The sequence below is a fragment of the Acinetobacter sp. ANC 4654 genome, from assembly GCF_002135425.1.
Classification (GTDB): Bacteria; Pseudomonadota; Gammaproteobacteria; order Pseudomonadales; family Moraxellaceae; genus Acinetobacter; species Acinetobacter kyonggiensis.
The window spans coordinates 115,366-141,301 of sequence record NZ_NEGL01000009.1; the positions used below are offsets into that span (position 1 = coordinate 115,366).

General features: G+C 37.7%; 35 protein-coding genes. 8 read left to right on the top strand and 27 right to left on the bottom strand.

Going from position 1 to position 25,936, the window contains the following annotated elements:
* Positions 1 to 71: 71 nt before the first annotated feature.
* The 3 genes from B9T24_RS14065 to B9T24_RS14075 are packed head-to-tail and all read right to left on the bottom strand — an operon-like array spanning position 72 to position 2,300.
* On the bottom strand, positions 72 to 581 hold the full coding sequence (locus B9T24_RS14065) for a hypothetical protein (RefSeq protein WP_086166344.1): 510 nt from the start codon (positions 579 to 581) through the stop codon (positions 72 to 74).
* Complete coding sequence (locus tag B9T24_RS14070; RefSeq protein WP_086166345.1) at positions 574 to 1,380, bottom strand: hypothetical protein; 807 nt, start codon at positions 1,378 to 1,380, stop codon at positions 574 to 576. Before B9T24_RS14070 ends, B9T24_RS14065 begins: the two co-directional genes overlap by 8 nt.
* A gap of 2 nt (positions 1,381 to 1,382) precedes the next feature.
* Positions 1,383 to 2,300 carry a hypothetical protein gene (locus B9T24_RS14075; RefSeq protein WP_086166346.1) on the bottom strand — a complete coding sequence of 306 codons (918 nt, stop codon included), beginning with the start codon at positions 2,298 to 2,300 and terminating at the stop codon, positions 1,383 to 1,385.
* A 236-nt stretch (positions 2,301 to 2,536) separates the two neighbouring features.
* On the opposite strand from B9T24_RS14075, the gene B9T24_RS14080 reads away from it, so the two are divergent.
* Entirely contained in the window at positions 2,537 to 3,508 is a 972-nt protein-coding gene (locus B9T24_RS14080) for a hypothetical protein (protein ID WP_086166347.1), read from the top strand.
* Between the two features lie 62 nt (positions 3,509 to 3,570).
* Here the strand turns inward: B9T24_RS14080 and B9T24_RS14085 are convergent, their stop codons facing one another.
* The 4 genes from B9T24_RS14085 to B9T24_RS14100 are packed head-to-tail and all read right to left on the bottom strand — an operon-like array spanning position 3,571 to position 6,290.
* Complete coding sequence (locus B9T24_RS14085) at positions 3,571 to 4,188, bottom strand: hypothetical protein (protein WP_086166348.1); 618 nt, start codon at positions 4,186 to 4,188, stop codon at positions 3,571 to 3,573.
* Positions 4,176 to 5,615, bottom strand: a complete 1,440-nt coding sequence (locus B9T24_RS14090; RefSeq protein ID WP_086166349.1) for a hypothetical protein — start codon at positions 5,613 to 5,615, stop codon at positions 4,176 to 4,178. The genes B9T24_RS14085 and B9T24_RS14090 overlap by 13 nt, the downstream gene beginning before the upstream one ends.
* Positions 5,599 to 5,940: a hypothetical protein gene (locus B9T24_RS14095; RefSeq protein ID WP_086166350.1), complete on the bottom strand. Its 342-nt coding sequence runs from the start codon at positions 5,938 to 5,940 to the stop codon at positions 5,599 to 5,601. The genes B9T24_RS14090 and B9T24_RS14095 overlap by 17 nt, the downstream gene beginning before the upstream one ends.
* Positions 5,937 to 6,290: a hypothetical protein gene (locus B9T24_RS14100; protein ID WP_086166351.1), complete on the bottom strand. Its 354-nt coding sequence runs from the start codon at positions 6,288 to 6,290 to the stop codon at positions 5,937 to 5,939. The genes B9T24_RS14095 and B9T24_RS14100 overlap by 4 nt, the downstream gene beginning before the upstream one ends.
* Positions 6,291 to 6,613: 323 nt before the next feature.
* Between B9T24_RS14100 and B9T24_RS14105 the strand changes: the two genes are divergently transcribed.
* On the top strand, positions 6,614 to 7,066 hold the full coding sequence (locus B9T24_RS14105; protein ID WP_086166352.1) for a hypothetical protein: 453 nt from the start codon (positions 6,614 to 6,616) through the stop codon (positions 7,064 to 7,066).
* 397 nt (positions 7,067 to 7,463) lie between these two features.
* Here B9T24_RS14105 and B9T24_RS14110 read toward each other — a convergent pair whose 3' ends face one another.
* The 20 genes from B9T24_RS14110 to B9T24_RS14220 all read right to left on the bottom strand — a co-directional run bounded on the left by B9T24_RS14110 (position 7,464) and on the right by B9T24_RS14220 (position 21,939).
* Entirely contained in the window at positions 7,464 to 7,943 is a 480-nt protein-coding gene (locus B9T24_RS14110; protein WP_086166353.1) for a hypothetical protein, read from the bottom strand.
* Positions 7,944 to 7,959: 16 nt separating this feature from the next.
* Positions 7,960 to 8,475, bottom strand: a complete 516-nt coding sequence (locus B9T24_RS14115; protein ID WP_086166354.1) for a hypothetical protein — start codon at positions 8,473 to 8,475, stop codon at positions 7,960 to 7,962.
* Between the two features lie 620 nt (positions 8,476 to 9,095).
* A complete protein-coding gene (locus B9T24_RS14125; protein WP_086166355.1) occupies positions 9,096 to 9,479 on the bottom strand; it encodes a type II toxin-antitoxin system HicB family antitoxin in 384 nt (127 codons plus the stop codon).
* 2 nt (positions 9,480 to 9,481) lie between these two features.
* Positions 9,482 to 9,670 carry a type II toxin-antitoxin system HicA family toxin gene (locus B9T24_RS14130; protein WP_086166356.1) on the bottom strand — a complete coding sequence of 63 codons (189 nt, stop codon included), beginning with the start codon at positions 9,668 to 9,670 and terminating at the stop codon, positions 9,482 to 9,484.
* A 95-nt stretch (positions 9,671 to 9,765) separates the two neighbouring features.
* The gene (locus B9T24_RS14135; protein WP_086166357.1) at positions 9,766 to 10,878 is read right to left on the bottom strand and encodes a hypothetical protein; all 1,113 of its coding nucleotides are present in this window, start codon (positions 10,876 to 10,878) and stop codon (positions 9,766 to 9,768) included.
* A 9-nt stretch (positions 10,879 to 10,887) separates the two neighbouring features.
* On the bottom strand, positions 10,888 to 11,916 hold the full coding sequence (locus B9T24_RS14140) for a lysozyme inhibitor LprI family protein (RefSeq protein ID WP_086166358.1): 1,029 nt from the start codon (positions 11,914 to 11,916) through the stop codon (positions 10,888 to 10,890).
* Positions 11,917 to 11,928: 12 nt separating this feature from the next.
* Complete coding sequence (locus B9T24_RS14145; protein ID WP_086166359.1) at positions 11,929 to 12,321, bottom strand: hypothetical protein; 393 nt, start codon at positions 12,319 to 12,321, stop codon at positions 11,929 to 11,931.
* On the bottom strand, positions 12,314 to 14,527 hold the full coding sequence (locus B9T24_RS14150) for a hypothetical protein (RefSeq protein ID WP_086166360.1): 2,214 nt from the start codon (positions 14,525 to 14,527) through the stop codon (positions 12,314 to 12,316). Before B9T24_RS14150 ends, B9T24_RS14145 begins: the two co-directional genes overlap by 8 nt.
* Positions 14,528 to 14,608: 81 nt before the next feature.
* Positions 14,609 to 15,196 carry an SH3 domain-containing protein gene (locus B9T24_RS14155; protein ID WP_086166361.1) on the bottom strand — a complete coding sequence of 196 codons (588 nt, stop codon included), beginning with the start codon at positions 15,194 to 15,196 and terminating at the stop codon, positions 14,609 to 14,611.
* A 91-nt stretch (positions 15,197 to 15,287) separates the two neighbouring features.
* The gene (locus B9T24_RS14160) at positions 15,288 to 15,515 is read right to left on the bottom strand and encodes a hypothetical protein (RefSeq protein WP_086166362.1); all 228 of its coding nucleotides are present in this window, start codon (positions 15,513 to 15,515) and stop codon (positions 15,288 to 15,290) included.
* A 444-nt stretch (positions 15,516 to 15,959) separates the two neighbouring features.
* On the bottom strand, positions 15,960 to 16,820 hold the full coding sequence (locus B9T24_RS14165; protein ID WP_086166363.1) for a hypothetical protein: 861 nt from the start codon (positions 16,818 to 16,820) through the stop codon (positions 15,960 to 15,962).
* Between the two features lie 3 nt (positions 16,821 to 16,823).
* Complete coding sequence (locus B9T24_RS14170) at positions 16,824 to 17,519, bottom strand: helix-turn-helix domain-containing protein (protein ID WP_074947764.1); 696 nt, start codon at positions 17,517 to 17,519, stop codon at positions 16,824 to 16,826.
* On the bottom strand, positions 17,519 to 18,193 hold the full coding sequence (locus B9T24_RS14175) for a RusA family crossover junction endodeoxyribonuclease (protein WP_086166364.1): 675 nt from the start codon (positions 18,191 to 18,193) through the stop codon (positions 17,519 to 17,521). Before B9T24_RS14175 ends, B9T24_RS14170 begins: the two co-directional genes overlap by 1 nt.
* Positions 18,190 to 18,561, bottom strand: coding sequence for a hypothetical protein (locus tag B9T24_RS14180; RefSeq protein WP_086166365.1), 372 nt, complete (start codon positions 18,559 to 18,561; stop codon positions 18,190 to 18,192). The genes B9T24_RS14175 and B9T24_RS14180 overlap by 4 nt, the downstream gene beginning before the upstream one ends.
* The gene (locus B9T24_RS14185; protein ID WP_086166366.1) at positions 18,558 to 19,508 is read right to left on the bottom strand and encodes a helix-turn-helix domain-containing protein; all 951 of its coding nucleotides are present in this window, start codon (positions 19,506 to 19,508) and stop codon (positions 18,558 to 18,560) included. Before B9T24_RS14185 ends, B9T24_RS14180 begins: the two co-directional genes overlap by 4 nt.
* A complete protein-coding gene (locus tag B9T24_RS14190; protein ID WP_086166367.1) occupies positions 19,505 to 20,062 on the bottom strand; it encodes a hypothetical protein in 558 nt (185 codons plus the stop codon). The genes B9T24_RS14185 and B9T24_RS14190 overlap by 4 nt, the downstream gene beginning before the upstream one ends.
* A 200-nt stretch (positions 20,063 to 20,262) precedes the next feature.
* Positions 20,263 to 21,048 (bottom strand): phage antirepressor KilAC domain-containing protein, encoded by a 786-nt coding sequence (locus tag B9T24_RS17220; protein ID WP_228145729.1) that lies wholly within the window; start codon positions 21,046 to 21,048, stop codon positions 20,263 to 20,265.
* An 86-nt stretch (positions 21,049 to 21,134) separates the two neighbouring features.
* Positions 21,135 to 21,407: a hypothetical protein gene (locus B9T24_RS14210; RefSeq protein WP_143223757.1), complete on the bottom strand. Its 273-nt coding sequence runs from the start codon at positions 21,405 to 21,407 to the stop codon at positions 21,135 to 21,137.
* Between the two features lie 16 nt (positions 21,408 to 21,423).
* Positions 21,424 to 21,741 carry a hypothetical protein gene (locus tag B9T24_RS14215; protein WP_086166369.1) on the bottom strand — a complete coding sequence of 106 codons (318 nt, stop codon included), beginning with the start codon at positions 21,739 to 21,741 and terminating at the stop codon, positions 21,424 to 21,426.
* 9 nt (positions 21,742 to 21,750) lie between these two features.
* Positions 21,751 to 21,939 carry a hypothetical protein gene (locus B9T24_RS14220; protein WP_086166370.1) on the bottom strand — a complete coding sequence of 63 codons (189 nt, stop codon included), beginning with the start codon at positions 21,937 to 21,939 and terminating at the stop codon, positions 21,751 to 21,753.
* Positions 21,940 to 22,049: 110 nt separating this feature from the next.
* Between B9T24_RS14220 and B9T24_RS14225 the strand changes: the two genes are divergently transcribed.
* From B9T24_RS14225 to B9T24_RS14250, 6 genes are all read left to right on the top strand, one after another.
* Entirely contained in the window at positions 22,050 to 22,751 is a 702-nt protein-coding gene (locus tag B9T24_RS14225) for a S24 family peptidase (protein ID WP_086166371.1), read from the top strand.
* A gap of 58 nt (positions 22,752 to 22,809) precedes the next feature.
* Positions 22,810 to 23,025 (top strand): KTSC domain-containing protein, encoded by a 216-nt coding sequence (locus tag B9T24_RS14230; RefSeq protein ID WP_086166372.1) that lies wholly within the window; start codon positions 22,810 to 22,812, stop codon positions 23,023 to 23,025.
* 158 nt (positions 23,026 to 23,183) lie between these two features.
* Positions 23,184 to 24,002: a HipA family kinase gene (locus tag B9T24_RS14235; RefSeq protein ID WP_086166373.1), complete on the top strand. Its 819-nt coding sequence runs from the start codon at positions 23,184 to 23,186 to the stop codon at positions 24,000 to 24,002.
* Position 24,003: 1 nt separating this feature from the next.
* On the top strand, positions 24,004 to 24,837 hold the full coding sequence (locus B9T24_RS14240) for a hypothetical protein (RefSeq protein WP_086166374.1): 834 nt from the start codon (positions 24,004 to 24,006) through the stop codon (positions 24,835 to 24,837).
* A gap of 207 nt (positions 24,838 to 25,044) precedes the next feature.
* Complete coding sequence (locus B9T24_RS14245; protein ID WP_086166375.1) at positions 25,045 to 25,338, top strand: hypothetical protein; 294 nt, start codon at positions 25,045 to 25,047, stop codon at positions 25,336 to 25,338.
* Positions 25,338 to 25,871: a hypothetical protein gene (locus B9T24_RS14250; protein WP_086166376.1), complete on the top strand. Its 534-nt coding sequence runs from the start codon at positions 25,338 to 25,340 to the stop codon at positions 25,869 to 25,871. Before B9T24_RS14245 ends, B9T24_RS14250 begins: the two co-directional genes overlap by 1 nt.
* Positions 25,872 to 25,936: the final 65 nt, after the last annotated feature.

Genomic DNA, 25,936 nt, shown 5'->3' on the forward strand with positions numbered 1-25,936 from the left:
TCCACGCCTTACACTTGCACGTTCATCTGTCACCATTTCAAACCATGATGTTAAATATAGACGGTTTTGAATCAAATACTAAAAGGCAACATTGTCCGATCAACATCGTACTCGTTTTGCACCTGATTCGAAATTACTCCATATGCAGTGGAAATTTTATGACTTGCCCAGATCGCCAGTAATGCTGCAATATGGCCATTGTCTAACGAACTACTGTCAAACTCCTGCTGCATGCCCTTCTTATCAATTTTCCGCACTTGCAGAATGTTCATTGGGTTATAGCGGGTAATTGAATTTTCGAATTCAACCAGTCCACCACGATAGCTTGCCTGATAAATACGGATCACTTCTTCAAGATGCTGCTGTGCATCAAATTTCAACTGCCAGTTCTTAATCAAGTTAGGCGAATCGGTAACAACGACCGTATTTTTACGCAGATCTGGCGGTACGGCCAAGGCGGTAAAAATCTCTGTCTTTTGCAGCAGAATTTCACCTGTGTCCTGATAACACATCGCCATTAAGCGTACAGGTTGATCAGAGAAACCCGTCACACGGCTATCAATACGGATCATTTCAGTCATGAATGTTCTCCACTGTAATATCTTCAGTACCTCTATCTGCTTTAATACGAACATGACCATCTTCAGCAAATTTATCGGCTTGGATCACCACTAAATTTTGCAATGGTTTTTCTACTGCAGATCCATCTGGGTTATAGCCATTGTCAGTGTTGTTATCATGCTGACCACCTAGCCCTAAAATTTGCGGAACATAGCCGATCAGCTGCACATCAATCGTGAAAATAGACAGGTTGATTGCTTCACTGGGTACTGGTGATGGAAACAACTGATTTTCTAAAACTGTAAATGTACTGTGCTCAATATGATTGCCCGCCATCTCAAAAGGCACTGCAACACGGCGTTTATCTTCATCCAACATATAGGCACAGAATTGATCACATACAGAGCGCGCATCATGTGAGTTAGTCGCATAAAAAGCAATTTGCGCACGTACAGTCTTAGCAATTAAGCGAATTTTCACTAATTGATCGTTGATTACCACAGGTACAAAGTATGGCACTGGCAGAAGCTGACTAACATCGGGCGGCTGATCAATCAATGCAGTAGCGGTCAGCATAATCGGCATAAACGCCGTAGCACCACCTGAAACATCAGCATTTTGGCTTTTACGGTATTCAGACAGCATTGATTCTGAATCATCCATGAGACGGCTTGGACAGGACTTAATCGCTGTGCTGATATTGCGCTGTTTCCATTCATCAGTCTGAACGGTTTCGGGCATATACCATGCACGAAAATCGACCAGCATTTTATACCAAGCATCTTGAACGCATTTAAGCGAATCTTTAGGCATGTTCATAATCAGCCCCAGCCAAAGAGTTTAAAGCCTTTCGCTTTTACAGGTTTCATCTTCGGTTTTTCACCGTCGATCTGCATACGCGCAATTTCACTTTCCGTCAGCAGTTGCTCCGCTTCATCGCAAACTGAATCAAAAGAGCGGATTTCTCCGACCATGCCCGTATAGAAGTCCTGTGTACGCTGCGCCTGCAAGACTGCTCGTTGATCGCGTTTAGCCAGCTGATTTGCCAACATATCCACTTGATCTAAAGCCTGTTCATTGAATTGATGGAGCTGTAGCTGAGCATGGATGTTGTCAAAATCACGCACAATCTGCTGTTCAAGCATATTGGCAATCATGGCTTCAGAAGGTGATAACAAGGAAACGTCTGTCGCGCTGTCAAAACAGGAAATCAGACCGTCTTGATGTTCGGGTACTGCTAGGCCATCAAACAGCTGGCCATCACCTACGTTAGTGACATAGTTCGGCTGCGTGACATAATCATAACCATAGAAATTAACGGGTACTAAACCCAGTCCAGAACGGCGGTAATCCTGAGCTGAACTGAAACCGCCTACACGGGCTAGATACTGCTTGCGGGCATGTTCCCCTGCTGCATTATCGAGAAACTCTGCTACATGGGTTACATCACCATTTTTATCGGCATAAGATTCAAGTGTTCTGAATGCTGACTCTAAATACACCACTTTGCCATCAATGATCACTGATTCAGGCGGAAACATCCCATAACGGCGACGGATCTCATGCCCGTTATAGCCGTACATGGTCCCCGACTTAATCATTTCCTGAACTCTCGGATGGTTAATCTGATTGATCATTTCTTTCATATCAACATTGGCGCGGTTTTTACCTGAATGCTGGCGGCCACGCTCAAATAAGTTGTATTTAATTTTCTTGGTTTTTCGAGCTGTATCAGCCATAAAAAAGCCCCAATAATTGGAATATTGAGGCTATTTTGGCAATACAGCGCAGTGTAGGTTTTGCAGTGTTCCAATCAAAACCGCGCAACCACTTTTTACCTTTTGTTAAAAATATTTGAAGGAAAAACTTCTAAATTGATATAGAATCCCTTCAATTTTTTAGAATAGCATTTGCTAAATTCTTATTATTTTTAAATACATAATTTATATTAATTTAATATTCGGGTAATTCAATAATGAAATTATTAACTTCAAAATTTTCAAAACTAAGTTTGATTTCCCTAATGGGCTTAACTATCTCTGCATGTGGTGGAGGTGGCACAGGTGACAGCTACAATAGTAGTGCAACTAATACTTCAATTAAGTTTCCAATGCATACTTACGAATTAATAGGTGAAAGAAATGATTTTATGGGAAGGGAGTTATATAAAATATTTAGTGAATCACTAATATTACGTGATAATAATGTTTCAATAACGACTAGAACACAAGTTGATTTTGAACAGCAATACGCTACGGCTGAAAATCCTTATACAGAATATGATTTTACTCTTACTAAAGATAAGTTATATGAATCTAACGGTTATAGCCTGCCTCTATATTTAGAAAAAAATGATAAAGGTACTGTAATAACTTCGTATGACCAGCACAAAGGTGGTCTAACTCAAACCATTACATTTAAGACACTTAGTCTTTCTAAAAAGAAAATTAACTCTTCGGAAGTAATAAACTCTATTTTCGCTTCTGAAAATCTCAATTCAGAACCAACTGAATTTTTAAAGCTTAGACTTGCCTTTTTCAAATCTACTCAAACTTTTCCGGAGGGAGCTGAGTGTTACCAGTTCTTAAGTACTCAACTTTCACACTCTACTATTGAATTTGACAAGAATAACTTAATCAATAAAACATATTCAGCTTGGGTAAATGAGAAAAAAACTCAGGGTTTAAATGTTATGACAGAACAGTGGGCAAATAAGAATGTTGCATATGTAAAAGAAGCTGATGGGAATGTTTCTGATGCATACCAAATGGTAGTCGTGGAATTAAATGGAAAATTATATTTTGGCGATTACACATCAAACGAAAAAGTCGATCTAAGTAAAAATATTGATCCTTCACTTAAATCTGGTTTGTGTTCAGCTTTTGATCAAAAAGCTGCTTATGGGCTATATCTAGGCTTTAGAGATTTACCAACTAGCCCCTACTAATAAACTATAAAAAGGCGGGTTTTCCCGCCTTTTATATCCCCCATAATTTGCAACTTTCAATCTTAATCACTAAAGTCAATTACCTGATAAACCCTGCCATACACACCCACACCAATTGAGCTATCCCCCAGTTCGACATCTAAAGCCTTTGAATGCACCTTGAGCACGACATTGGCAGGCACCAAACGCCGTAAAATGGGCGACAGTTCAATAATCTCGGAAGTATCAACGGTATCCTCAATTGAAATGCGCAAACGGCTTGTGAGGAAGTGCTCGGGCTTTTCTTCATCGGTAATATGGGCGGGATAATTCAAATATGAGCTGATCGGATGCCAGAGGCGTTTAATCTGCCACTGATCCGTCCAGATCATGCGTAGTACAAACTCTAAAAAACCTAAACCACGCTCACTGGCCAGACTTGACCAGTTTGCATAGATTACTCGCATCAGCGTATCGGAAGTTAAGGGACGGCGTAGTACGACCAAACCATCCTGCTTAGAAAAGCGTTCAATGACTGTACGGCTACCTAAATGCGGACAGCCATAGTCCAGCATGTCCTGCACCTGCTGTTCAAAAACCTTGGCAAAGACTTGTTTAAATGCCTTGGCCAATGCCGTTTCCAAGCCTTGATGATTATTAACCTGCTGATCAATGGGCCGGGTAAAACTTACAGTACCCATGCTGCCCCCATTTCCGCAGTACGTTCTAAATTCAATGTGATGCTGGAGTCAGAAACATAGACCCATTCATGTGGTTTATTGAGCAAGGAAGGTACGCTGAGTGAAAAGTCACTAATATTGTCCTGAAAGGCTGTAATACTTTTACGCAGTTGTGTTGATATTTCTTGTGTATTGAAGCCATTTACCAGCCAACGGCTTGAACTCAATTTCGTTTGGCCATAACGGTCTACCAGCAAGCCTTTGATCTGCACCTTTACACCGTCCAAATCATGCACGGCGGCCAAGCGGCCGTTTAAGGCTACTGCGAATGGCTTTTCTAAAACGGCATGCACACGAACACGGTCTTTATATAGGCTGTCCAGCTGGCCAATGTACTGAATGATTTCCTGTTCTAGCGTTTCCTGCTCCACGCTGTTTTTGGCGACTACTGCTATATGTAGATGATTGATATCTTGATAGGTTGCACCATAGTAACGATCATGCTCATTTTCGTTCCATACCGCCAGATAGTAAGCGCGGGGCATAAACTTAGCCCGAACTGAATAATCAAAATTACCCAGAAATACAGCGTTTTCATCATAAAGTGAAGGATAGCTGGACAGTACACGTAATTCAGACACATTCAGTGGATCTGCGCCCTGACGTACCGCACCGCTCTGTTTAAAGCGCACTGAGATACGCTGTTCATCCGCATTGAATACATCGACCAGTGAAGCATCTTTTAAACGCGAAATATCGACATCGCCGTATGTTTCTAAAATACCAAAGGTAAATATCTGATTGGCTTTTGCTGTACATCCTGCACGCTCATCATCACCAAATTCTATAAAGATACGGCGTAGACTATCCGTTGTCAGGTTGAATGCTTTTTCTAAAGGCGCAACATTCATCCAGCGTTTCTTGAGCAGATAATTATTGTTTTGGTCATCACGTGCAGTAATGCCAGCTAATGACAAATCATCTTGTAATTTAATCTGTGTACGATGAAAGTTCTCCGTATTTTGTACAAGATATTGAACTTCACGATATTCACTTTGCTCTGCCAGTACTTCCCCTGTTTCACCCGGCAATACAGTCACAGACTGCAATAACCGCCATGGACGACCGCTGTTATCTTCAATTTGACGGCCTTGGCTTAAAGTAATGCTGTTCCCTGAACGGTTGATCACTTCAATAATATGCTGTGCCGGCATTCCAATCGGTAAAATCCCCTTATTGGTGGCATCGGCAATAATTGAGCGGTCGCGGGTTTTAATGAACGGTTCCAGTTCCGCAATATCTATTTCCTGACTGAACAACGCCAAAAATGCTGCAATAGAACGGATTTGCTGAATGACCAAAGGATCTTGCGCGTTGTAGCGCTCTTGAATTTCATAGTCATCTAATGAGGCAACAATACGTGCCTCAAAATTAGCTTGCGTCAGCATCGTATGTCTCCCCTTGCATTGACTGCGACATCTGACTGTCACGGATCTGATTCAGATTGATAGCGACATCACCGACTTTGAGATAAATAATCTTTGTTTCAAATCCCTCATTCTGACTGTAAAGTGCAAGCTGATCCGCACTGAGCTGCTGAAGGATAGGAATGTCCTGCTTCATCTTGTTGATGAATTCATTGGCCACTGGAGAATCTAAAGGCCCCATCAGCAGGCTATTTAAATCCGGTCCATAGGAGGATCCAAAATAGCCGTTAATTTCAGCTTCAAACCAATGATCCAGCATGGCAAGTATTTTATTTCGATCAATCATAGCCCCGCCTTATACGCAGCCAATTGAATGACTTTACAAAACAGGAATGCGGCAAGCACCGTCATGGAATACAGGGCAAACGCGCCCAAAGTGATATAAAGGATGAATGCTGAAGCACCGCAGTAAGTCAGCACATTATAAAATGACCATGTCGCAATGCTGGTGATCAAAACCGCAGGGATCAAAAGCAAATACAGCGTCTTTTTTGACTGCCTAAATACGTTATCAACAACGCCCTGACGCAAAAGATGCATGAGCTGTACTTTACTGTCACGAAAACCTTTAAAGGCAAAAAACACATGCACCGAAAAGAGCAAGACTAGCAGTACATTCAAACCAAAATTCAGCATTACCTACCCCTTAAGCTATTTATGCCTAGGGTAAGATTTCTATGACTGCAGTAAACGTACCTGTTCCAATAAAAAAGACCGCATAAGCAGTCTTTTGGTTTCTAATTAGAGTCTAGTTAACTATATGGAATAACATATGGCTAAGATAATCTCTAGGTGAATATCCTAAAAGCGGACACTTTAAATGGGTTCTAACAAGTAAAATTCGTATAAGCACTATTATGTTAAATAGGATGATTTGAATTTTTTATTTAGTAACTTATCTACTACGATTTTTAGTACAATACCGTACTTTAAAGTTATTTTATTAAATGGTTATATAAATGTGGAAAAATATAGCTAAAGAATTAGCTACTGAGCTTAAAGAAGTAACTGAAAGATTTGTTATTGCACTACAACAAAATGATTTGGAAGTTTGTAGAAGTTTATCATTTCAAGCACAAACTAAATTAACGGAAATGTTTAGAGAGCTTAGAAACTCTCAGGATCATAACGAAATTCCAAATAAATTAGGGAAAAATTCTAGTTTAGGATACTTTCAAGAAGCGGATAGTAATTGCGATGAATTTAGTATATTTAAAACTCAAAGAAGTTTTTTTAATCGAAACGAAGAACTAACTTTAAGAGATTGTGCAAATGCTGTATTTCACTGCAAACAACGAGACTATTATGTTGATCCAGATGGCACGCACTGGCTGATGTACATAACAGACAGAAAGCAATTAGTTATAATAGATATTAAAAAAGTTTGTGATGTAATTATAGCTAACATATAAAGTTGAGAGCTGAATAGCCACGAATTTTGTAGCTCTTTTTATTTTGATATAAATCATTTATTTAATTGTTTTATCAAAGCCCAATCACCTCGGATTGGGCTTTTTTTATGATTTTTCACGTTCCACGCCTATTCTTTGACCAATGTTCCACAAATTTGATTAGTACTGCTAAATAGGTAGTTTAACCATTCGGCAAGAAAAACCAGCTCAAAAAGCCCTTCATTGAACTCGCCCGAAAATTAGACGCTTATTTTCTATGGAGTAATCAATCTACACGAAATGATTTACCAATACGCTTTCCCATACTTGGATGAATCCATATGAGATATTTCAACCTTAAATCATCTTTCTTCAAGTTGCTTTAAATAAGTAACCGTTTCTGATTGTCAGTCAATCCTTAAGCTAAAACTATATTTAAATCAGCTAACTGCTTATTAATATTCGCATTCATTTGATCAGCTTCTTTTTGCTTTTCAGCATCACGCCATAACGTATTTCGCTCTATTTCAAAGTTTGGAGCTTTTTTATCAAAAGATTTCCCATCTTTACGACAATGCCAAACGCATTTACCGTTGGGGAATCGTTCCCAATGAAATGCTTCGGATGGTGCTTTAGTCCAAATTTTTTGCACATTCAGCATGCTTTGTAAATCATCTAAAGTTACTTCTTGATTTGTATGATTATTAAAATATTGCAATGCACCATCAGAACCTTCAACATCAAAGAAATCATAAGTTAAAGTCCCATCCTTATCAGTAAAAATATAAGGACATGTATGTGGTTTATTGTCACAGTGGTAGCCTAATTTAATGAGCAACTTCCATGCTTGTTGGAATTGAGAATGGTTTGCCAATTTGATTTTTAGTACTTGTTTCATAATATTACCTTTTAAATTAAACCGACTGTGTTTTTGTCTGCTCTAACTTCTGCAGTAGCTGATCACGCTGGATTGTCTTATCCACTATCTCTTGATCAAGTTGCTTTTCCTGCTCCAGCTTTTCTGACAGCTGTTTAGGAATGCTATTGGACTTGCGCCGTGGGATATTTACCTTTTCATCTTTATTCTGTTTTTCAAGCTTCGGCTGTGCAGTGCGGATCAGCTGAGCAACACCTGATACGGCGTTATCAAACGTCTGCTTATAATCATCACTAAAGTCACCAGACAGTACGATTTCTTTGCCGTTCAGCGCAGCTTTGAAAACATCAGCACTAGCACGGGCAAATAAAGTTAATTCCTGACCACCAGCAAATAAAAATACAATCGGTGCAACACTGATGCCGCCTTTACGTTGCACCTTCTTTACTTCTATCAGTGGAATAGATTGTCCCGATGCCTTCTCTAAAGCGCCTTTAATCTTTTGAACATACGGCGTTTGATCTGTAATAGCAGTAAGGTTGAGATTGCCCATAAAAAAAGCCCTATCGTTGAATAGGGCAATTTTGGCATTCGTTCGTATGTTGATTCTTAGGAGTTCCAATAAACATTACAGCAGCTGTGGTTGCAGGTTGTCATCATGTTCATTTTAAAATACTCCCACACTCTTAAAAAATTTGAGTGCAGGTAAAATGATTTGCACGAGTGTGAATGCTTACATTTCTTTCGATGTACGGTCTAGCCTGCACATCAATTTTAGAAAGATGAGAAATAGTGAAATGTGGGGAGTTCCAAAGAAAAAATCTCAATTAACTTTTTAAATTGTCATATTTTTCTGTTATATAGAAAAACAATGTTTATCGGTAGTAATTTAAAATGAATATTAGTGTTAAAGAAATTAATAAACATATTGAAGAATTCAAGAAAACTAAAAAGGGTCCAAACTTACTCGTTATTGGGTATATGACCTACTCCAAGCTAATGAAAGATGCAAAGTTTCATGAGCACGTCACTAAAGACATAAAAGACCCAATGATCAGATATTATCGGGGTATAGAAATAAAAATGGTGACTAAAAAGCACCATTTTGAAATTCAGTGAGACATGAAAAAGCCCTGCTTTCGCAGGGCTACATACTTACTTAATTATTCAAAATCAATGTAGAGCCATCTCTGCACTTTTTGCTAAAAATGCTGAACGGCTTAAATGCTGTTTTTTCGCAACAGCATCGATACGTTTAACCAGTGCTTCTGGCATGCTGATATTAATACGCACAGACTTGCTATTCACCTTAGAAGTATCAATATCAACTAATAGCCAATAACCACCCTCAAAGCGTTCATCACCCATCCATTGTTCAGGGCTTGACGGTTCAGGTAATAGGGCATCTTCTCCATCAAAATATACTTCTACGGCTTCTTGCGCCATGCGCTGTATATCTTGCATATCGTCAGCTGCACTAAAGCATCCTTCAAAATCAGGAAAAGTTAAACCATAAGCAGAATCTTGGTCTTTATGAACATATACTGGATACAACATATTTACCTCCACTCCCAGCCAGCTTGTTTATAAATATTACGCAAAGTCCCAATAGGCATATCTTTACGCGGGTGCGGAACAACCACATGTCCTGATTTATCAGGATGCTTAAACTTCTCATGGTCACCCTTACCGCCCACTTTGATCCAGCCTTCTTGTTCCAAGCGTTTGATAATTTCTTTACTGTTCATTGTGTAATTATACACACCTTTAATATGAATTCAAAAAAATCACAGAAGATGTAATGAAAGAATACCGCCATCACGGCGGTATTCTTATTTAGTCATTATCTACAAGGAGAATTTGCTATTTTCTTTACTTGATAAGGTGATGATACAGTACCGCCTAACTGCTTATATTCAGCAAATGATTTTTTGAGTGCCTGATTTCCAGCATTTATCATTGATGAAGCTCTATATCGTTGTGTCATATTAGAGACGCTTCCAACTTTTATATTGGCATCATCTTGTTGCAGTAATTTCTGACCTGCATTTACTGAATCTACTGCATATACAATTTCATTAGATGCTTTATACATTAAATATTTTTTAGATCTATAGCACATTGCTTTTGCTTCCTCTTCTGCCTTGTACTTTTGCTCTTTTTGTTGGGTAGCAAGTAAAAGAGATTGTTGATAGCTATGCTCCTCTTCATCTTTTTGCTTAATAGCTAATTCTCTTTCATTAGCTTTTAGACGTTTTTCTTCATTTTTCTGAATTTGTTCATTTTGCAGTATTTCAGCAGTATATTTACCATAATCATCGAGATATTTATTGTATGCGGTCATAAATTTTTCACCGCAACTTTTCTCTATAAATCTGTGTCTTTGTTGGAAAGACAATATAATATTTGCCTTTTTTTCATTCTTAATCTCAGGTTCATTCAGCATAAAAACACTTAATAAATCACTATAAATATCTTTATGAAGAGATGATTCCATTAGCATTACTTGCGCATTTTCTTCACCTAATCTCTCATTTAGAGGCATTGATGAGTAAAGTAAATATGGATGAGAACGTTTAAAATTACTAAATTCAGTATCAGAATGTGATTTAGCTCTATATATCCTGCAAGAAACCGTGGATTTTAGTTCATAATTTTGAGCCAATACAGTATAAAGCTTATTAGTCCCTAAATATAAAGTTTTCCTATCGCTTGCAATAACTCTCTGTTGCTTTTGCCAATTTAAAAATGAATCCTTCGATACCCCAGATTTATAGCAAGGATTATATTGACTGCTATACAAGCAAAAAATATTTGAACTATCACTATTAGAATGGCCTGAATCTTGTTTATTTTCAATTTTGGTATTTAAAATATCACTAACAGAATATGGCTCAGAAAATGTAATGGAAGAATAAGCCAACGTACTTAATAACAAAATACTATTTTTTTTCATAATGCTCTCTTAGTACTGTGTGTTTAAATACTGAATTCGATCTAAATAAGCCTGTTCTATACATTCTTCAGTTGTGCATTTCCCTCTTCTCTTACGCCAATCAGATGCAGCTTTATAAAATTGATTTTTATTAACTGCAAAAAACTTAGCAGATGAATAGGCATGAGCTGCCTTAGTATCTAATGCCCCTAATTTAACTGTCGAGCAAATAGTCTCTTCTACATATCCCTTTGCTTTTTGGCAGTTAAATGACGGCTTTCCAACTATTTCAGCTTCACTTTCTTTGGCACAAGACTGTTGTATCGATATTTTTGCCAATTTTATTGCTTGCTTATATTCAGGTGATGACTCCATCAATCCCTGATCTTGAGAATACACTTTGAATCTTCTTTGATAGGTATTTAATTTATCTGATTCACAATTACTTGATACTGTGCCATTTTCCTGATCATTTTGGGAAAAATCTTGTGATGAATATGATTTTGTATCATCTTGAGAAAGATTGGCATCATCAGCATATGCAAATTCTTTTAAATTCGTATTTCCACTATTTTGATCTTCAAGATAGATGTTTGTAATCCGTTGTTTATCATCATTACTGATTTTTCTAACAAAACCTAAGGACTGAGAAGAACCATCATGAAATGTTAGTCTTAAAGTAAATCCAGATGAATCATCATCTAAAACTTTTTTAAATGTCCAAATTACCTGTTTACCATCACTTGTTTTATAAGCGAGTAGGTTCACAGTATTATTATCTAGATCAATATCTCCTATATTTACAAATATAGGCTTCTCATCTACTAATAATTGAAAATCTCCACCATTATAATTGAGAGTTATTAATGATCTATTGTCTGTCCATACCCCAGATATTTCATTCAACAACTCTATTTCATTTTGCCTTTCCATCTCTCCTAATGATGGCTGTTCCACTTCTTCTTGAACAGCTTCTGTTTTTGATTTATCACATCCATTTAATATCAAACAAGAACCAATAACAGACAACAACAATAGCTTTCTCAAAATATCCCCCACGCTACTTACTTTCTATTTTTCTAAAGAACCTTTTTGTTTAAACTCATTTTGATTAAACATATCAATACCCTGCTTAAAGGCTAAGCTTAGATCAGAATATGCATCTAAATTAAGCTCACAAAAGTCATGTTCACCAAATGCTAAATGACGCTTTATTGTATCTTTAGCTACGTCCTCTGCTAATTCATGAATTTTATTTGTTGAGATTAAATCAGGACAACTGTTCCTAGAGTACGCATCTTGAAAGCCACTAAATACTCCACCTTTAAATCCGCAAATATCTTCTAATAATTCATTATACATACCACTTGTTAGCATATTTTCGCATCGTTCAACTTTTGACTCAGCATTTGAGTAACTAGCAGCGAATAACAACAAACTCACTACTAAAGCTCGTTTACCCATTTTGATTATTCCCCATTCCAAGTCCACCAGTAATAGCGTGCGCTAATAGACGATCGCTTACATTTTGGTTAATGTTACCACTATTTTGATTTACAACAACGACTTGCTGAGGGCTTGGAGATGTTAAATATTCTTTGGCTGGTTCTACATGTGTATTAATTTTAGGCGGTGTAAATGACGCGCCCAGAGAACTTGTACGTGCAATCGTAGGCGTTGCAGCATTTCTAAATGCAATAGCAGATGCAGTATTATTTTTTGCACTATTTACGATTGATGTAGCTTGGTTATTAACTGGCGATTTTGAACTAGCAGACTGTTTTCTCTTATTTAAAATCTCTTCACTGGCCTTACGCATCGCATCAACGCCTCCAGCACGGGCTTTATTTAAACCATCATAGTCATAATTACCAACGCCACGTGCATTTTTAACGCCTGCCCATTGTTGAGCAGTTTTATTTGCCAAGGCAACGCCATTTTTCGTTTCAATCCATTTGTCTAGCTGTTTCTTCCCACCAGCATAGTGAATAGCCAGCCTGTCCTGATTTTCTGGTGACATTATATCGCTGTCCTTTAATCCTGCGCCTCTTACCATTTTTGAGAATGCAGTTTCTCCTGTCTTTTTGTCTTTATCACCACGAATAAATTGGTAACGACCACCAGGACTTGACCCAGAACCAGCAGCAAGCAATTGATCTTGATATTTCTTAAATTCTCCAATTGTCATTTGTGAAATCGGCTTATGCGGTTTAACCTTCGCGCCACTATAGACTGCATCATACCCAGATGTACCAAATGCCCCTTTGGTTGATTCTCCTCGTGCAATTTCATCTAACAGTGGAGCATATTCACTAGTAGAAAATGATTGTTGAGAAGCCCCACCAAACTGCGCAGGCTCATCTAATCCCTGTCCGCCGTATTGTTTACGAAATAAGAGTGACGTACCGCTACTGTTACCCGATAGCTTTTGTTTTATCCAGTCATAGCCATCTTTAATTAAACTGGTACTCTGACCCACTGGCGTTAGATTAAAAGCCTTAGTCGCTAGATCTATAAAACTATCCCAGCCAGCCTTTAAAATATTTGGTAAATCTGCTGCCTTTAAGCTATCTGTCCATTCCTTAAAATACGGCGCAACAGTACTACCCAGCTTATCACCGACCCAAGCACCAGCCATACCACCAACAAGGGTTCCTACAGGGCCAAGTAAGCTACCTACAATCGCACCAACAGTACCACCAGCAAGACCGCCTACCGTACCGCCTTTCTCCTCGGTACTCTGACTTTTCCAATCACTGAACGACAGTGCTGTAAGTAAAGCCCCAACGACTGGTAATCCTTTACCCAATTTAAGTAATTTAGTTAAACCCTTACCACCTTTGCCAAATAAGCCGCCTAATAGGCCACCTAATAGACCACCACCAGCACCCAAAAGTTTACCAATGCCGCCCAGCAATCCACCTCTTGAGGCCAAGTTGTCAGCAATACGCTGAAGCATCTTAATCTGCTTCTTATTGTGTTCGCTTTCTTCTTTGGGTAATGGCTCACTGCGTTTACGGCTCTTCATCAAACCAGATAGAGGACGCAACATAAAGCCAGCAACGCGTTTAACTGGAGACAGTACCGTTGCCACTTCATTTATTGCATCAATGGTCGGATCTACGCCTTGAGGGGTGCTATTCAAGCCATTTGTTATCGCCGTACTAAGCGTTTGAGTAATTTTACCTAAGGTTGATCCACTTTCCTTTCCAGATCCAATAAAACGCCCATTAGCATCTCGCTGGCGGTCTGATCCCAATTCACGCGCAATGCTTTCCTGTGAATCAATTGTGACGGAATCATTCTGTATAACTGAACGCTTTGGCTTCGTTTTTGAATTAGATGACCGTGCTGCTTCAGAGACTAGATCCTCTACTGTTTCCAATAATTGATTTATAGCAGTCGTGGCCTGTCTTTGTTCTCGAATGATATCTTCTGAATTAACCGGCTCACGTTGTGCATCAATCAATGCCTGTGCCAATGCGCTTAATTTCGGCTGCGGCAGCTCATTCTGAGGTTGCGGCTTTTCTCTTTCTTTTAAAGCCTGTTCAAGCAGACTGATAATCTGCTCCACATTCTTGTCAATCTTGGCAACATCACGACCAGTCTGTTTCAGACCGATCAGAAAGCCCAGCTCATCATATTGCAAACCACTTGAAGATTGAGACATAAAAAATCACCCTATTTTATATAAGGTAATTTTGAAGTATTGGCAGTTACTGATTAGCTGTCAGTTCCATGTGTAATTAATCTATCTATATCTTTTATTTCCACCTGAAGTAATACAATAAATACCCCCTCTTGGACCTACACAATTACTAACTCCTGAACATGGACAACTTCCACTAGATAATCCAGCCGAGGATTTAGCTCTATTACCAGATGTAAATGAGCTCGTCCTGTTAGTATTTAAGGGGAGTTTACTTGAATAAGATGAATGGGAGTTCTGAACTGAATTTATATAGCAACTGCTACCAGTACAAAGGAGCTTAGATGAAACCCATTTGGGAGTTTCATTCTCCTTGGATATTCTTTCCCATTCATTTTTTCTGTCATAAATAAGAACCTGCTTTCCACGCTTTAAATATCCAAAAATTCTTCCATCAACTGGAGCACTTCTAATATTAATTTTTTCTGTATTCACATACTTATGTGCTATGGGATAAAATTCATCGTTTGAAGAATCTTCTGTTTGCGAATCTTGAAGAGAGTTGAATTCGCTATATATATCTGCTGATAGCGTTTTAGTAAGTTGGTCAATTCTATCTTGGGGTATTTCTCCAAAAGTTGCAGTTGAAAGCCCTATCAACATAAAAAAACCTAAAATCATATTTTTCATGCACCTTTCCCCCTTTTTTCTAAATTATCACAACATACTAACTATTAGATTAAAAAACCACCCGCAGGTGGTTTTGACTAAAATTCCCAGATTAAATTGAATATATCTTTTTATTTTTGGGATGGTGAAAGCAACTATCTAAGGTTAATTTAATTACCTGCCCATCAATAATAACTTTATTTGATGGTTGATATATATTTCCATCAATACTTGAATCTAAATTATGATTAGTTTTTAATTCATAAATCCTATTAATTATGACAGTATCTCCATCATCATTAGATGCGGTAACTTCTTCAAGCTTGTAGTGATTAGACATAAACATCCCCTTTTCAAAATACTAAAAATATTAAATCATCAATAAATTAATTTATTATGAAACTCATCACAGCTAATTTCTAATATTTTTATCGAATATTTATTACAAGAAATATTTCAAACACTTTACTTCTTTTAATTTTCACACAATATTATGTAGAGCTTTCATAGTTTATTTTTATACAAAAAAAAAGCCCAAACACGAATGAATGGGCCGAAACTAAAACAGTTTAAAAGTATTAGAAACTACAGCTAGTTTCTGGAGGGTATTTTCAACACTAATCAAGTGACTAACAGTGGCAAAATATACCAAAATAATAATTAAGCAAAATCATTAGCTCTAATTAATATTTTATTTAAAAATATTAATTAGAGCTAATTTTTATTGCTATATTAATTTTAAAGTAGCTAATTAAAACATCACTACGGAATATCTATGTGAGTATTAATGAACATCCGTCCCATCTATAACCGTTATCCCATCATCGTCTACTTCACCCGCCTCAATGATTTCAAGCTTACGCTGGAATGCCGCACGTTTACCTTCTTTCATCTTCGCTTTGGCTTCCTCTAGTTTTCTTTCAGCATCTGAAACAACAGCTGTACGCCGTGCCTGTACTTCCGATAGATCCTTGAGGTCTTCCTGCTCAAAGCCCCAGAACAAGGCTTCAGATCTGGCAATATTAGTTAGGGTAATACTCTGCTTTACGTTCAACTCAACAATTTGACTGATCAGCCCCATCTTAAACTTTACATTCTTGATCACCCATTCAGTTTCTTCAGTTATTGGGCCGCTTATATCGATCTGTAATACTTCATCGCGGATATGGATCACACTATCAATTGTATCGCCTGCTAACTCGCCCAAACTCGCCAATCGATTGCGGTTTTTCCTGATAATTGTGGCTGATGTTAATTTGTTCTTATGAAGTTTGCTTTGATTGTCAAAATTCTCCCTATCATGACTAGCAGAAGCAGGTAAAAATGACGGATTTTTGACGTCATTTTCAGTGCTATTTTTATCTTTACTATCATCAGCTTGTGAACTTTTTTGACCAGTCTTCTGACTAGTCATTTTTTTGATCTCATTATTGAGCTCACGGGCACTCTTTTTGACTAGTGATTTAGTCCTCTTCTTCCATTTTTCGGCTAATGCTTTACGGCGTACAACCGATGCTGAAGGCATTTCACAGCCCAACTCTTCACCGACCAAATCAACCAATTGCTGCCATGTTAATTTTGGAGATGTTTCAAACACCTCCTTTAATCGATCCCAAACCTCTTGAGGATAAGATTGAACAGCCATAAATTAACCCAACCCAGAACCGTCTAAAAAATCCATCTGCTTATCTTGGCAATCACTTTTCGGCAATGTCGTTTGAGAAAAACGTGTTTTTCTTGATTTTTTAAGATCAAGTAAAATTTTCTCCTGTACATCACCTTCATCGCGCTCAAAAATATCATCTAAGCCTTTGGCCAAGTAATTGAATTGAATCGCCCGATCCTTTTCACATTCTTTAATTGTTTGGATCAGTTCAATCATAACGGGCTGTAATTTATCATTAGAGCATTGATCCAATAGGTATTGGTTCACTACGGTTTTAGCTTGCTCTAAAAGCTGAATTGTCAAAGGCTTTGGGAAACTGGCAATATGCTTTGCGCACAACATGGACATTTGTGCTGCAACGGCATTTAAGTTTTCAGAAAGAATATCTCCTACGCTGTTAAACAGAACACCAGCTACTGATTCTGTTTCATTTAGCTCTGGGTTAATTGTAAAGCCCAGTACCCAATCTACTGAAACCCGGTAAAGACTGCACATCACCTGAAGTAATTCTGCATCTGGTAGAGTTTTTCCATTTTCCATTTCACTAATACGATTCTTTTGTGCTACGCCAAATAATTCGATAGCCACTTCATGCTGAAGCATCCCGCTGCGTTCACGCGCCAGCGCAAGTTTACGACCGATCATTGCACGGGTTTCTAAATCAGATTGTTTAGCCATTAAATACTTCTCCCTGCCAACCAGTCGAAATTAACTTTCTTTTCAAGCCAATTTGTTTCTTCAATAAATATGCATGAAAGCCATACACAGCCGTCCTGAACAGGCTCTGCAAATTCAATTTTTTCACTGACAAAAATATTGTCATCTTTATAAAGTAATTCAGTTCCTTTTAAGGAATCGATTAACAGCTTTGGGTAATTATCAATATCAAAGCGTGGGTAGCTTCTGACTGTATAATTGCGTGGTTTAAGTGGTGGCTGAACCATCAAGCGCACTTCACACTCCTGATTCAAAGCCTCCCATTTCATGGCTTTAAAAATTGGTGCATAGGTATCAAAAACTTTCTTTTTAAACTTTTTTGCATTCACAGAAAGGCTGTTTCTTTGCTTTCCATTTTCGTCAATCGTTGCACGCCAAATATCATTCGCGCTAATTCCGTAAGGCAATTTCACAGTAATGAAATTGTCACCTGTGATAATTATTCCGCCAGTACTGCCTCGGTGTACTGAATCTTGATCAATCACTTCTGTTTTTAAAGAACATGGATAAACGATCTCACTTCCCAATACACGGCGTTCACGCGCTGGGCGGTTTGTTTTCTTCACTTCAAATGGATCTGAGAACCTGCCAACATTATTTTTTGACCATAAATCCCATGCACTGCGCTTTCTCATCGATCAATCACTCTAGTTAGGGGTGAAATGTGGTTACCAATGTCGGTGCAGTGGTCTTCAATATCCTTTTTGATAGACAAATCAATTTGCTTATCGTTTTGGTTTGAATTCGAGACAGTAAGATTATGATTGGCAATTGCAGTGCGGAGGTCGGCAATTAATACATATTCAAAATCACACTCAACCAATGGCTTGTATTCAAAAAACTGTTGCTCATCATCGTTATAAAAATAAACAATACCATCCACCACATTGAAGTACTGCTTTGGATTTAAGCTGAAATACTCAGGGTTATTTGCGGTAGTCAAAAGGCAAGATGCAATCATTTCTGCTTGAATAATATTTCCAATTTTTTCAATTAAATTCATGCTACAGCTCCCAAAGTTCCACTGAACCCAACCTGTTTCAAATACGATTCCCATTTTTTCGCTTGAGCTGGATCTTCAAGTTTTACGGCGATACGTGCTGCAAGTTTTTCATAAGACTCACCCGGTTCAGAGAACTTACTTGCGAATTCAGGATGCTGTGAAAGTTTTAAAGCGAAGCTGTGAATTTGTTTTTCAGAAAGTTGTTGGGATTTATTTCCAGTACCTACAGGTTTTTCAGAAGTTGAATTTTGATTATTCGAATACTTGGTTCTGTATGCGTTGATCAACCAGTCCGTGAAGTGATAAATCATCAGATCATCGCTCATAGTTTTTTCAGCGTTGTAAATTTCGAATGCGCGTTTTTCACGTTCAGCCCATTTCGAATTCATGATGGATTCAAAGTCGATACTGTCATCGGCAAGATAAATTTCTTCACGAAGTTTTTTAAAGCAAAACCAGTCTTTTTTATTTTTAGATTCTAATGAGAGGTTCTTTGAAAGATTCCGTGTCCCAACGTTGGGACTCTTTAACGGAATTGTTGGGACTCTTTCATGGAATTGTTGGAACTGTTCCGTTGTTGGAACTGTTCCACTGTTGGGACTGTTTAAATCATCATTTCCAGCATCAAAGAGTACCGTTGTTGGGACTGTTTCCCGACCATTCACACCAACTAATTGATAAACTTTAACCTGTTTTGTACGTCCTTTTCTCTCACCAGTGTCTACAATTAAGCCATCTTCAATAAGCTCATCGATGATTTTTAAAACAGTTTTACGGTCCATTTCTGTGTCTTCAACCAGTCGAGCAACACTTGGATAGGCGCAATGATCTTCACCTGCACGGTCAGAAAGTGAGAGTAAAACCAATTTTTTAAGCGGTTTTATGCTCCCACCTTTCTTTTGTTTTTGGCGAACTTTCCAAGCCCAAATAGTTGCATCTAAGCTCATACTAACTCCTCCGCCTTAACCAGTTTTAATTCACCATCAAGAATGGCTTGCATCAGGTCGCACAACTGAGGAGAGCGCCAGAGCGATTCAACATACACACGTAATTCTTTGTAGTTATGTCCTTGGCGTTTAATAAAACGGTCTGCATCATGGCGGGTAGCAAAAGTTTGAACACTTACCCATTCTTCGACGTAATAAACCTTTTCCCAATTGAATCCTTTACTACGTGTATAACTTTCAAGCAGATCATCTTGAGAAGATTCATCACCATCTAAGTCATCAAATAATATGTCTGACTCTTTTAAAACGAATGCATTGATATCATGACGTTCTTCGGCATCAAGACTCTCAAACAACGCTTGAGCGTTTTTATAATAGCCTTCCCCATCTACTAACCAAGTTGAATCATCAACATATTCAGAATCCATACCATATGTTTTTTGAAGCTCTTGAACCATCCAAATTGGGTCACGTGTAGAGCAGTTGTGCTTGTCATGACTTTCTTTCAGTTCTGCAACAAACACTTGCAAAGTGGCATATGTAAAATTACTCATATAAATTCCCCACCCTTGACCAAAACAGCCCCAAATAACATGAAAATAAAAAGAAGAACTTTGTCTATTTCTTTCACTTACTACCGCCTTGGATCACCTTATAAGACTTGCCATAAAGCACCGATTCAATGGTGCTAGTGCTTACAGAAAATTGTTTAGCTAAATCTTTAACTTTTGTTCCTGATGAGCGCTTAATTGGTTCATACAATGCTTTTCTCCTTTTTAGATTTATTTACAAGACCGGTAATACGGGTTAAACCAAATGCCGTTACGCGCATTTGAAGAAATACACGCTCTTTGCCGTCATACTGATTTTTAATCACTGGTGATGTTCTATTCATGAATACGCCATTAATCGTGTACTGGGCATGTGGCTGCAATTTTCTGTCTGCATCTCGGTAAATCCATTTTTTATTAATCAGTAGCTGGATCAGCTCAGATTCTTTTATGCCAATGGTTTTTGCGCATTCACGTATGCAATAAGTGTTTGACGTATCCGCAATGGTTTCTAATGCTTCTGCCTTAGGTGCCAATATCGTAATTTGCTGTTCTGCTATTTTTTTTGCTTCGAATTGCTCTGCCCATGCACGGGCTGCTTCAGCAGGATTGGTGAAATTGGGTAATGCAACAGATGGAATATTTGATTGAGAATCAAATGTGCGAATTACTTTCAAATTGAATGCAGCGCTAATCCACATTGCATATGAGTAAACTAATTCTTTGACAACGTATGTACCCTGATCTAATCCACCACGAATCACACTAACTGGTGCTAAGTTATTGAATTTTTCAGATACAGGAATTCCTGTAACGGTTAATTCCCGAACAAGTTCCATAGTTTGCTTATTTGCCAAAAAGAACCCAGGCTCATTCTTGCGATCATTGCCAGAAGCTTTATGCAAATCATTCAAACAGAAGCGGCCATCCGTATCTGTCCGAATTTCAATACCCCCAATGGCAATAGCTGTTTTCACCAAAGCATTCATGGATTATCCCCCTTGTAATTCTTAGTGTTCGCTCCGTTCGATTAGATCGAACTGTTCTCTTGGAATGCATACACCTGTGACATAAGCTAAGAATCATCATCACAGCACTTCTTACCCAATGCTTGGCGGTTTAATGGATCAAGACGACATTTGGCTTTGAGTTCCGCTGGTGATACTGAACGAATGACCTCTTCAGAGACTCGACCAATGCGATGATCTGTTTCCCAAAACTCACCATCAAAGCGATTGAGCGTGATCAGATCCTTTACACATAAAAGATCTAATTCTTTTAAAACCACGACATCACCCGATAAAAAATCTGAATTGTCATTGCTTTTCTGTTGTGCTAAATTCAACATCGGTTCCATACCTCGTTTACTTTTCGGAGTGAACGGCAGAAAGGCTCAGTTGTTCATGCAACTGAGCCTTTTTTGTGCCTGTATATTTTGGGGTTACATCACGCATCGGAGGTGGCGCAAGTTCAAGGCGGAACGTATCTACGGTATCTGTGGTAAGACCCATTACTGGAATGAGAGTATTTAAATACACCTCAACTTCAGAAATATCCTTAATGACTAAAGCTCTTATATATTCAGAAAAATTCTGTCCACGCGTTTTACCAATTGCGATAGCTTTTAATTTTTCAGATTCAGCACACTTAAAAGTCCCACTCTCTATTAATTTTTCGGACATTTATAGTTCCTATAAGCTTAAAGCTTTTAAATCAGCCTTAACTTTTCCTTCAGTTCTAAGCTCAATTACTGCCTGAGTCTCAAGGCAAATACCTTTGTGGCGCCACTTACTGATGGCTCCTTTTGTATAACCAAGAATCTGAGCAATCTCAGTATCGGTTTTTACTCCGTAATGGAGTCTTAAATCATCCACAGTCATGTTTACCCTGATAAACCGTTATGTTTCCAATAGTAAACCATAAGTTTATTCTAGGGTCAATTTGTTTGTTTACCATAGGAAACATAATGCTGGAGAGCATGGAGTACTTTATGAATGATGTTAGGGGTAGGTTAATTCAGAGGATGTCTGAATTAAATTTAAAGCAAACAGATATCATCCGAGCTTTGGGCTTGAGCAAAGGCACTGTCTCTAAATGGGTTTCAGGAATTAATGTCCCGAGTGCCTCAGTGTTACCTGATTTAGCAAAGCTATTAAACACAACACCAGATTGGCTAATTAATGGTGTTGAAAACAATATTCAAAGTGCTGATTTCAAAAAAATTGAACCATGGGACGAGAACACCCCTCTTGATGAGGATGAAGTTGAAATTCCATTCTTTAAAGATTTTTCATTTGCTTGTGGTATAGGCTCAATTAATGAACAAATTTCTAAAGAAAAACGAAAATTACGGATGTCCAAAGCGACTCTAAGAAATCTTTCTATAAGCAAAGATAATGCTGTAGCTGCAACTGCTTCTGGTGATTCAATGTCACCAACAATTCAAGATGGCGATACGATTCATATCGATTTAGGCCGTAAAGAAATTAAAGATGGTCGTATTTTCGTTATTTGTATTGGTGGTCTTCATTATGCCAAACGCTTATACAACATGCCTTTTGGTGGAGTTCGCATCGTATCTGACAATGCTATTGAATATCCTGAAATTATTTTGACTGCTGAGGAACGTGTAGAACAAGACTTTCAAATATTTGGTTGGATTTGGCAAATAGCAAGAATAGAAAAATGGTAAAAAGCTATACCCGAAACAGCTAATTAATCAGATGATTATGGATAGTCCAGTGATATGAATGCAAATAATTGAAATGAATTCACATAAAATCAGCCGTGTGCTCTATCAATGGCTCTTATTAACGGTTGAACTTAAGACTGGTGAAAAGTTTATATACAGGCTTCTAGAGGCTAGCACATTTGCTGAATTTATTGATTCAGCAGATAAAGATAAGTTTTATAGAAGTCATATTGAGGCAAATAAAAAATTTAAGCGGATTCAGATTTTTGGGTGATTTAAAACAAACTGCGAAACCGATGCAGTTCTTTGGATCAAGTGGGTGAATTAATGATTGATAAATATATATGTAAGTCATAATTCAAAAAATAGAAAAATTAATGCAGTGAACTAGGCACATGAATATTTTGGTTTATAAAATTGAAGGGGGTATATATGGAAGTAGAGCAATTTATCAATGAAAACTTACTTTTTGGTCGTGCACTAATTGACCTCGATGTAAGCAATAAGGGGTCTAACCCGTTGTGGACTGGATTTGTGGCTACCAATGTAGGTGAAATGCCAGCCTATATTAAACAATGCAGAAATCCAGAGGGGTTATGCATTGAAGTGATTAGTTCACTGTTAGGTTTATGGTTTAATATTCCCATTCCAAAACCTATCATTGTCTTAGTTGAACCAAATCATCCTCAAATAAACGTTACACAAACATCCTATCTATTTGGCTCTCAAATGTATGAGATGCCATCATTTGAAAGGTTCTTAAGAGATAGTGACTTAAGTGAGGATTGCATTCTTGAATACCCCAATCTTTCATCAATTATCACGTTTGATGAGCTTATAGGTAATCCTGATCGAAACAATAGTAATATTTTGTATGATGGCGAGTCTTTTCGGTTTATCGATCATGAAAAAGCCTTTCATCCACAACAAAACCCTCGACTCCCAATAAATGAAATACATAAAATCGGGAATATTTCAGATATTGTTAAACACTATAAAGGTGAAAATAATATATATATTCATAAGCTAATGGCTAAAATTAAAAATCTACTTCAGGATGAAATTACTGCGACAGATTGCGACCATCTTCTTTTTAAATCTCAAAAAAATACATTACTTACTGATTATAATATTCTTCTAGATCGAATTCGAAGCTTTCTATCGGCACGTTTGGGGTCATTGGCATTACTAATTGAAAATGCTATAACCCATCTAGATGACTCACCACAACTAGACTTTTTAGGGGATTAATATGTTTAGCAAAATTGATTTCCCCTCTAGCCCCACCTTCCAAGCAGAATGGAAAACGATATACTTTGAACCCATTCCAAATAGTGGTGAGAAAATTGCAATTCTTATCGTAACTCGTAGTGCTGATCTTAAAATTACTATTTATGATGCTTTACATCCAACAGTTATCGATAGCTTATACGGCTCAAAGGCACCATCATTTCAAGGCTACATTAAGCTTATTAAAAATAATATAATCAAAAATAATGGAATTTCAAATGTAGATGGTGTGAGTGAGGGTCCATGGCGATTATCTCAATCAATTGATATTAAAGGAATTGTAAGGCAGGCCTTATATAGAACGGCTAGCTTAGGATCTGTCGCTTTGAAAGGTTTATTTGACCAAGATGAAACTCTGATTGAAAATGAGCAAATTGATTCTAGGTGGTCAAAGCGAATCAAGAATGCGGTAATTAAAATTGACCCATCATATGAAAAATGTTTTGACTTAAAAATTCCAGTTGGAAAAGATGTCCGTATTGCCTGTGGATTTCATACACCTAGTTATTCTGCAAAGTTTAATGTATGCACATCACAAACCATTACCAGAATGAAATCAAATTTATTTGATTTGCAAATACTTGATTCCAACCACGTATCAAATAATTATGACTTGATACTTTATATGCCTACAGCGGACGATCTCCAAGTTCCCACAAAAACCTTAGCTCGGATGGAGGAAAATGTTCATTTACTTAGAAAAGAAATCTCCTCCAAATCTAATATTAAAATTTATGCTTGTCATTCTGAGGATGAAGGTGCGTCAAGAATATTTGAAATGTTAAAGGCGAGTTAGCACTCTCTTTTTTAACAACCCATCCCTGTGATGGGTTTTCTTTTGTCTATTAAAACATAAAGTTTCTTTATGTAGAATTAATTGTTTCCATTAGTCAACTTTATATTGACTTAATTGTTTCCCTTGATAAACTAAATCTCGTACCCAATAAAAAAGCTCCGATAAATCTTGGCAGACACGGAGCTTAATTACTGTAACGAGGCAATTATGAATCAAAACCCATCACACAGTCAAATGCCTGAGTTTGACGCTGACAAAAGTCAAACGACTTCTGTTCTGTTTCAACATCCACCATCAAGCGAGCAGCTTGCAAAATCAAGTAAGCGTGCTCAAGTTAAAGTAGTTCTGAAAGAAGTCGCTGCAATCTCTCTAATCTGTATCACTGTTGTATCAACCGTATTTACAGTTCGCAGCTGCTCAAACGAAGTAGATCGTCAACATGCTGCGGCTTTAAAACATCAATTGCAGTTTTCTGCTTCTTCAACTGAAGGAGCTCGCTAATGATGACTCAAATCATTAAACAAACCCTCACTCCTACTCAAGTTTTTGAAGCCTTAGCCAAAGGTTTCAAAATGGAATTTGCAGAAGTTGATACCAATGATTGGGAACTCCTAACCCCTCAAACACGTTTGGGCTTTGCTGACTTATTTAGCGGTTTTATTAAATTCCGTTTTGCTCAAACCTTGGATGAAGGTTTGAAACGTGCTCAAAAAGCTCAATCAGAAAAGTATTTTTCTGAATGTGTTGGATTAGATGGTGATAAAAACGAACGCTATCGAATTGGAAAATACCCTAGCTTCTATGTACTTAAACCAAGTGGCCGTAGTGGTATCAACCTTGATGGATTCAGCATCTATAAAGAATCTCAAGGCAATTTAACTCCTGTAGATAAAGACACAGTCTCAGATTTGATTATCAACGCATTAATTACAGCCCGTAAAGCAAAACGTAATACTGAGTATTACGACCTTCTAAACAAAACTGGCCACTTCCAGTCTGATGATTATAAGCAATGGGCTAAAACCCATCGTTAATGATCCTAGGATTATTTGAAATTCCCCTCAGGCCATGAGTTTGAGGAATAAAAATCTATTTGGAA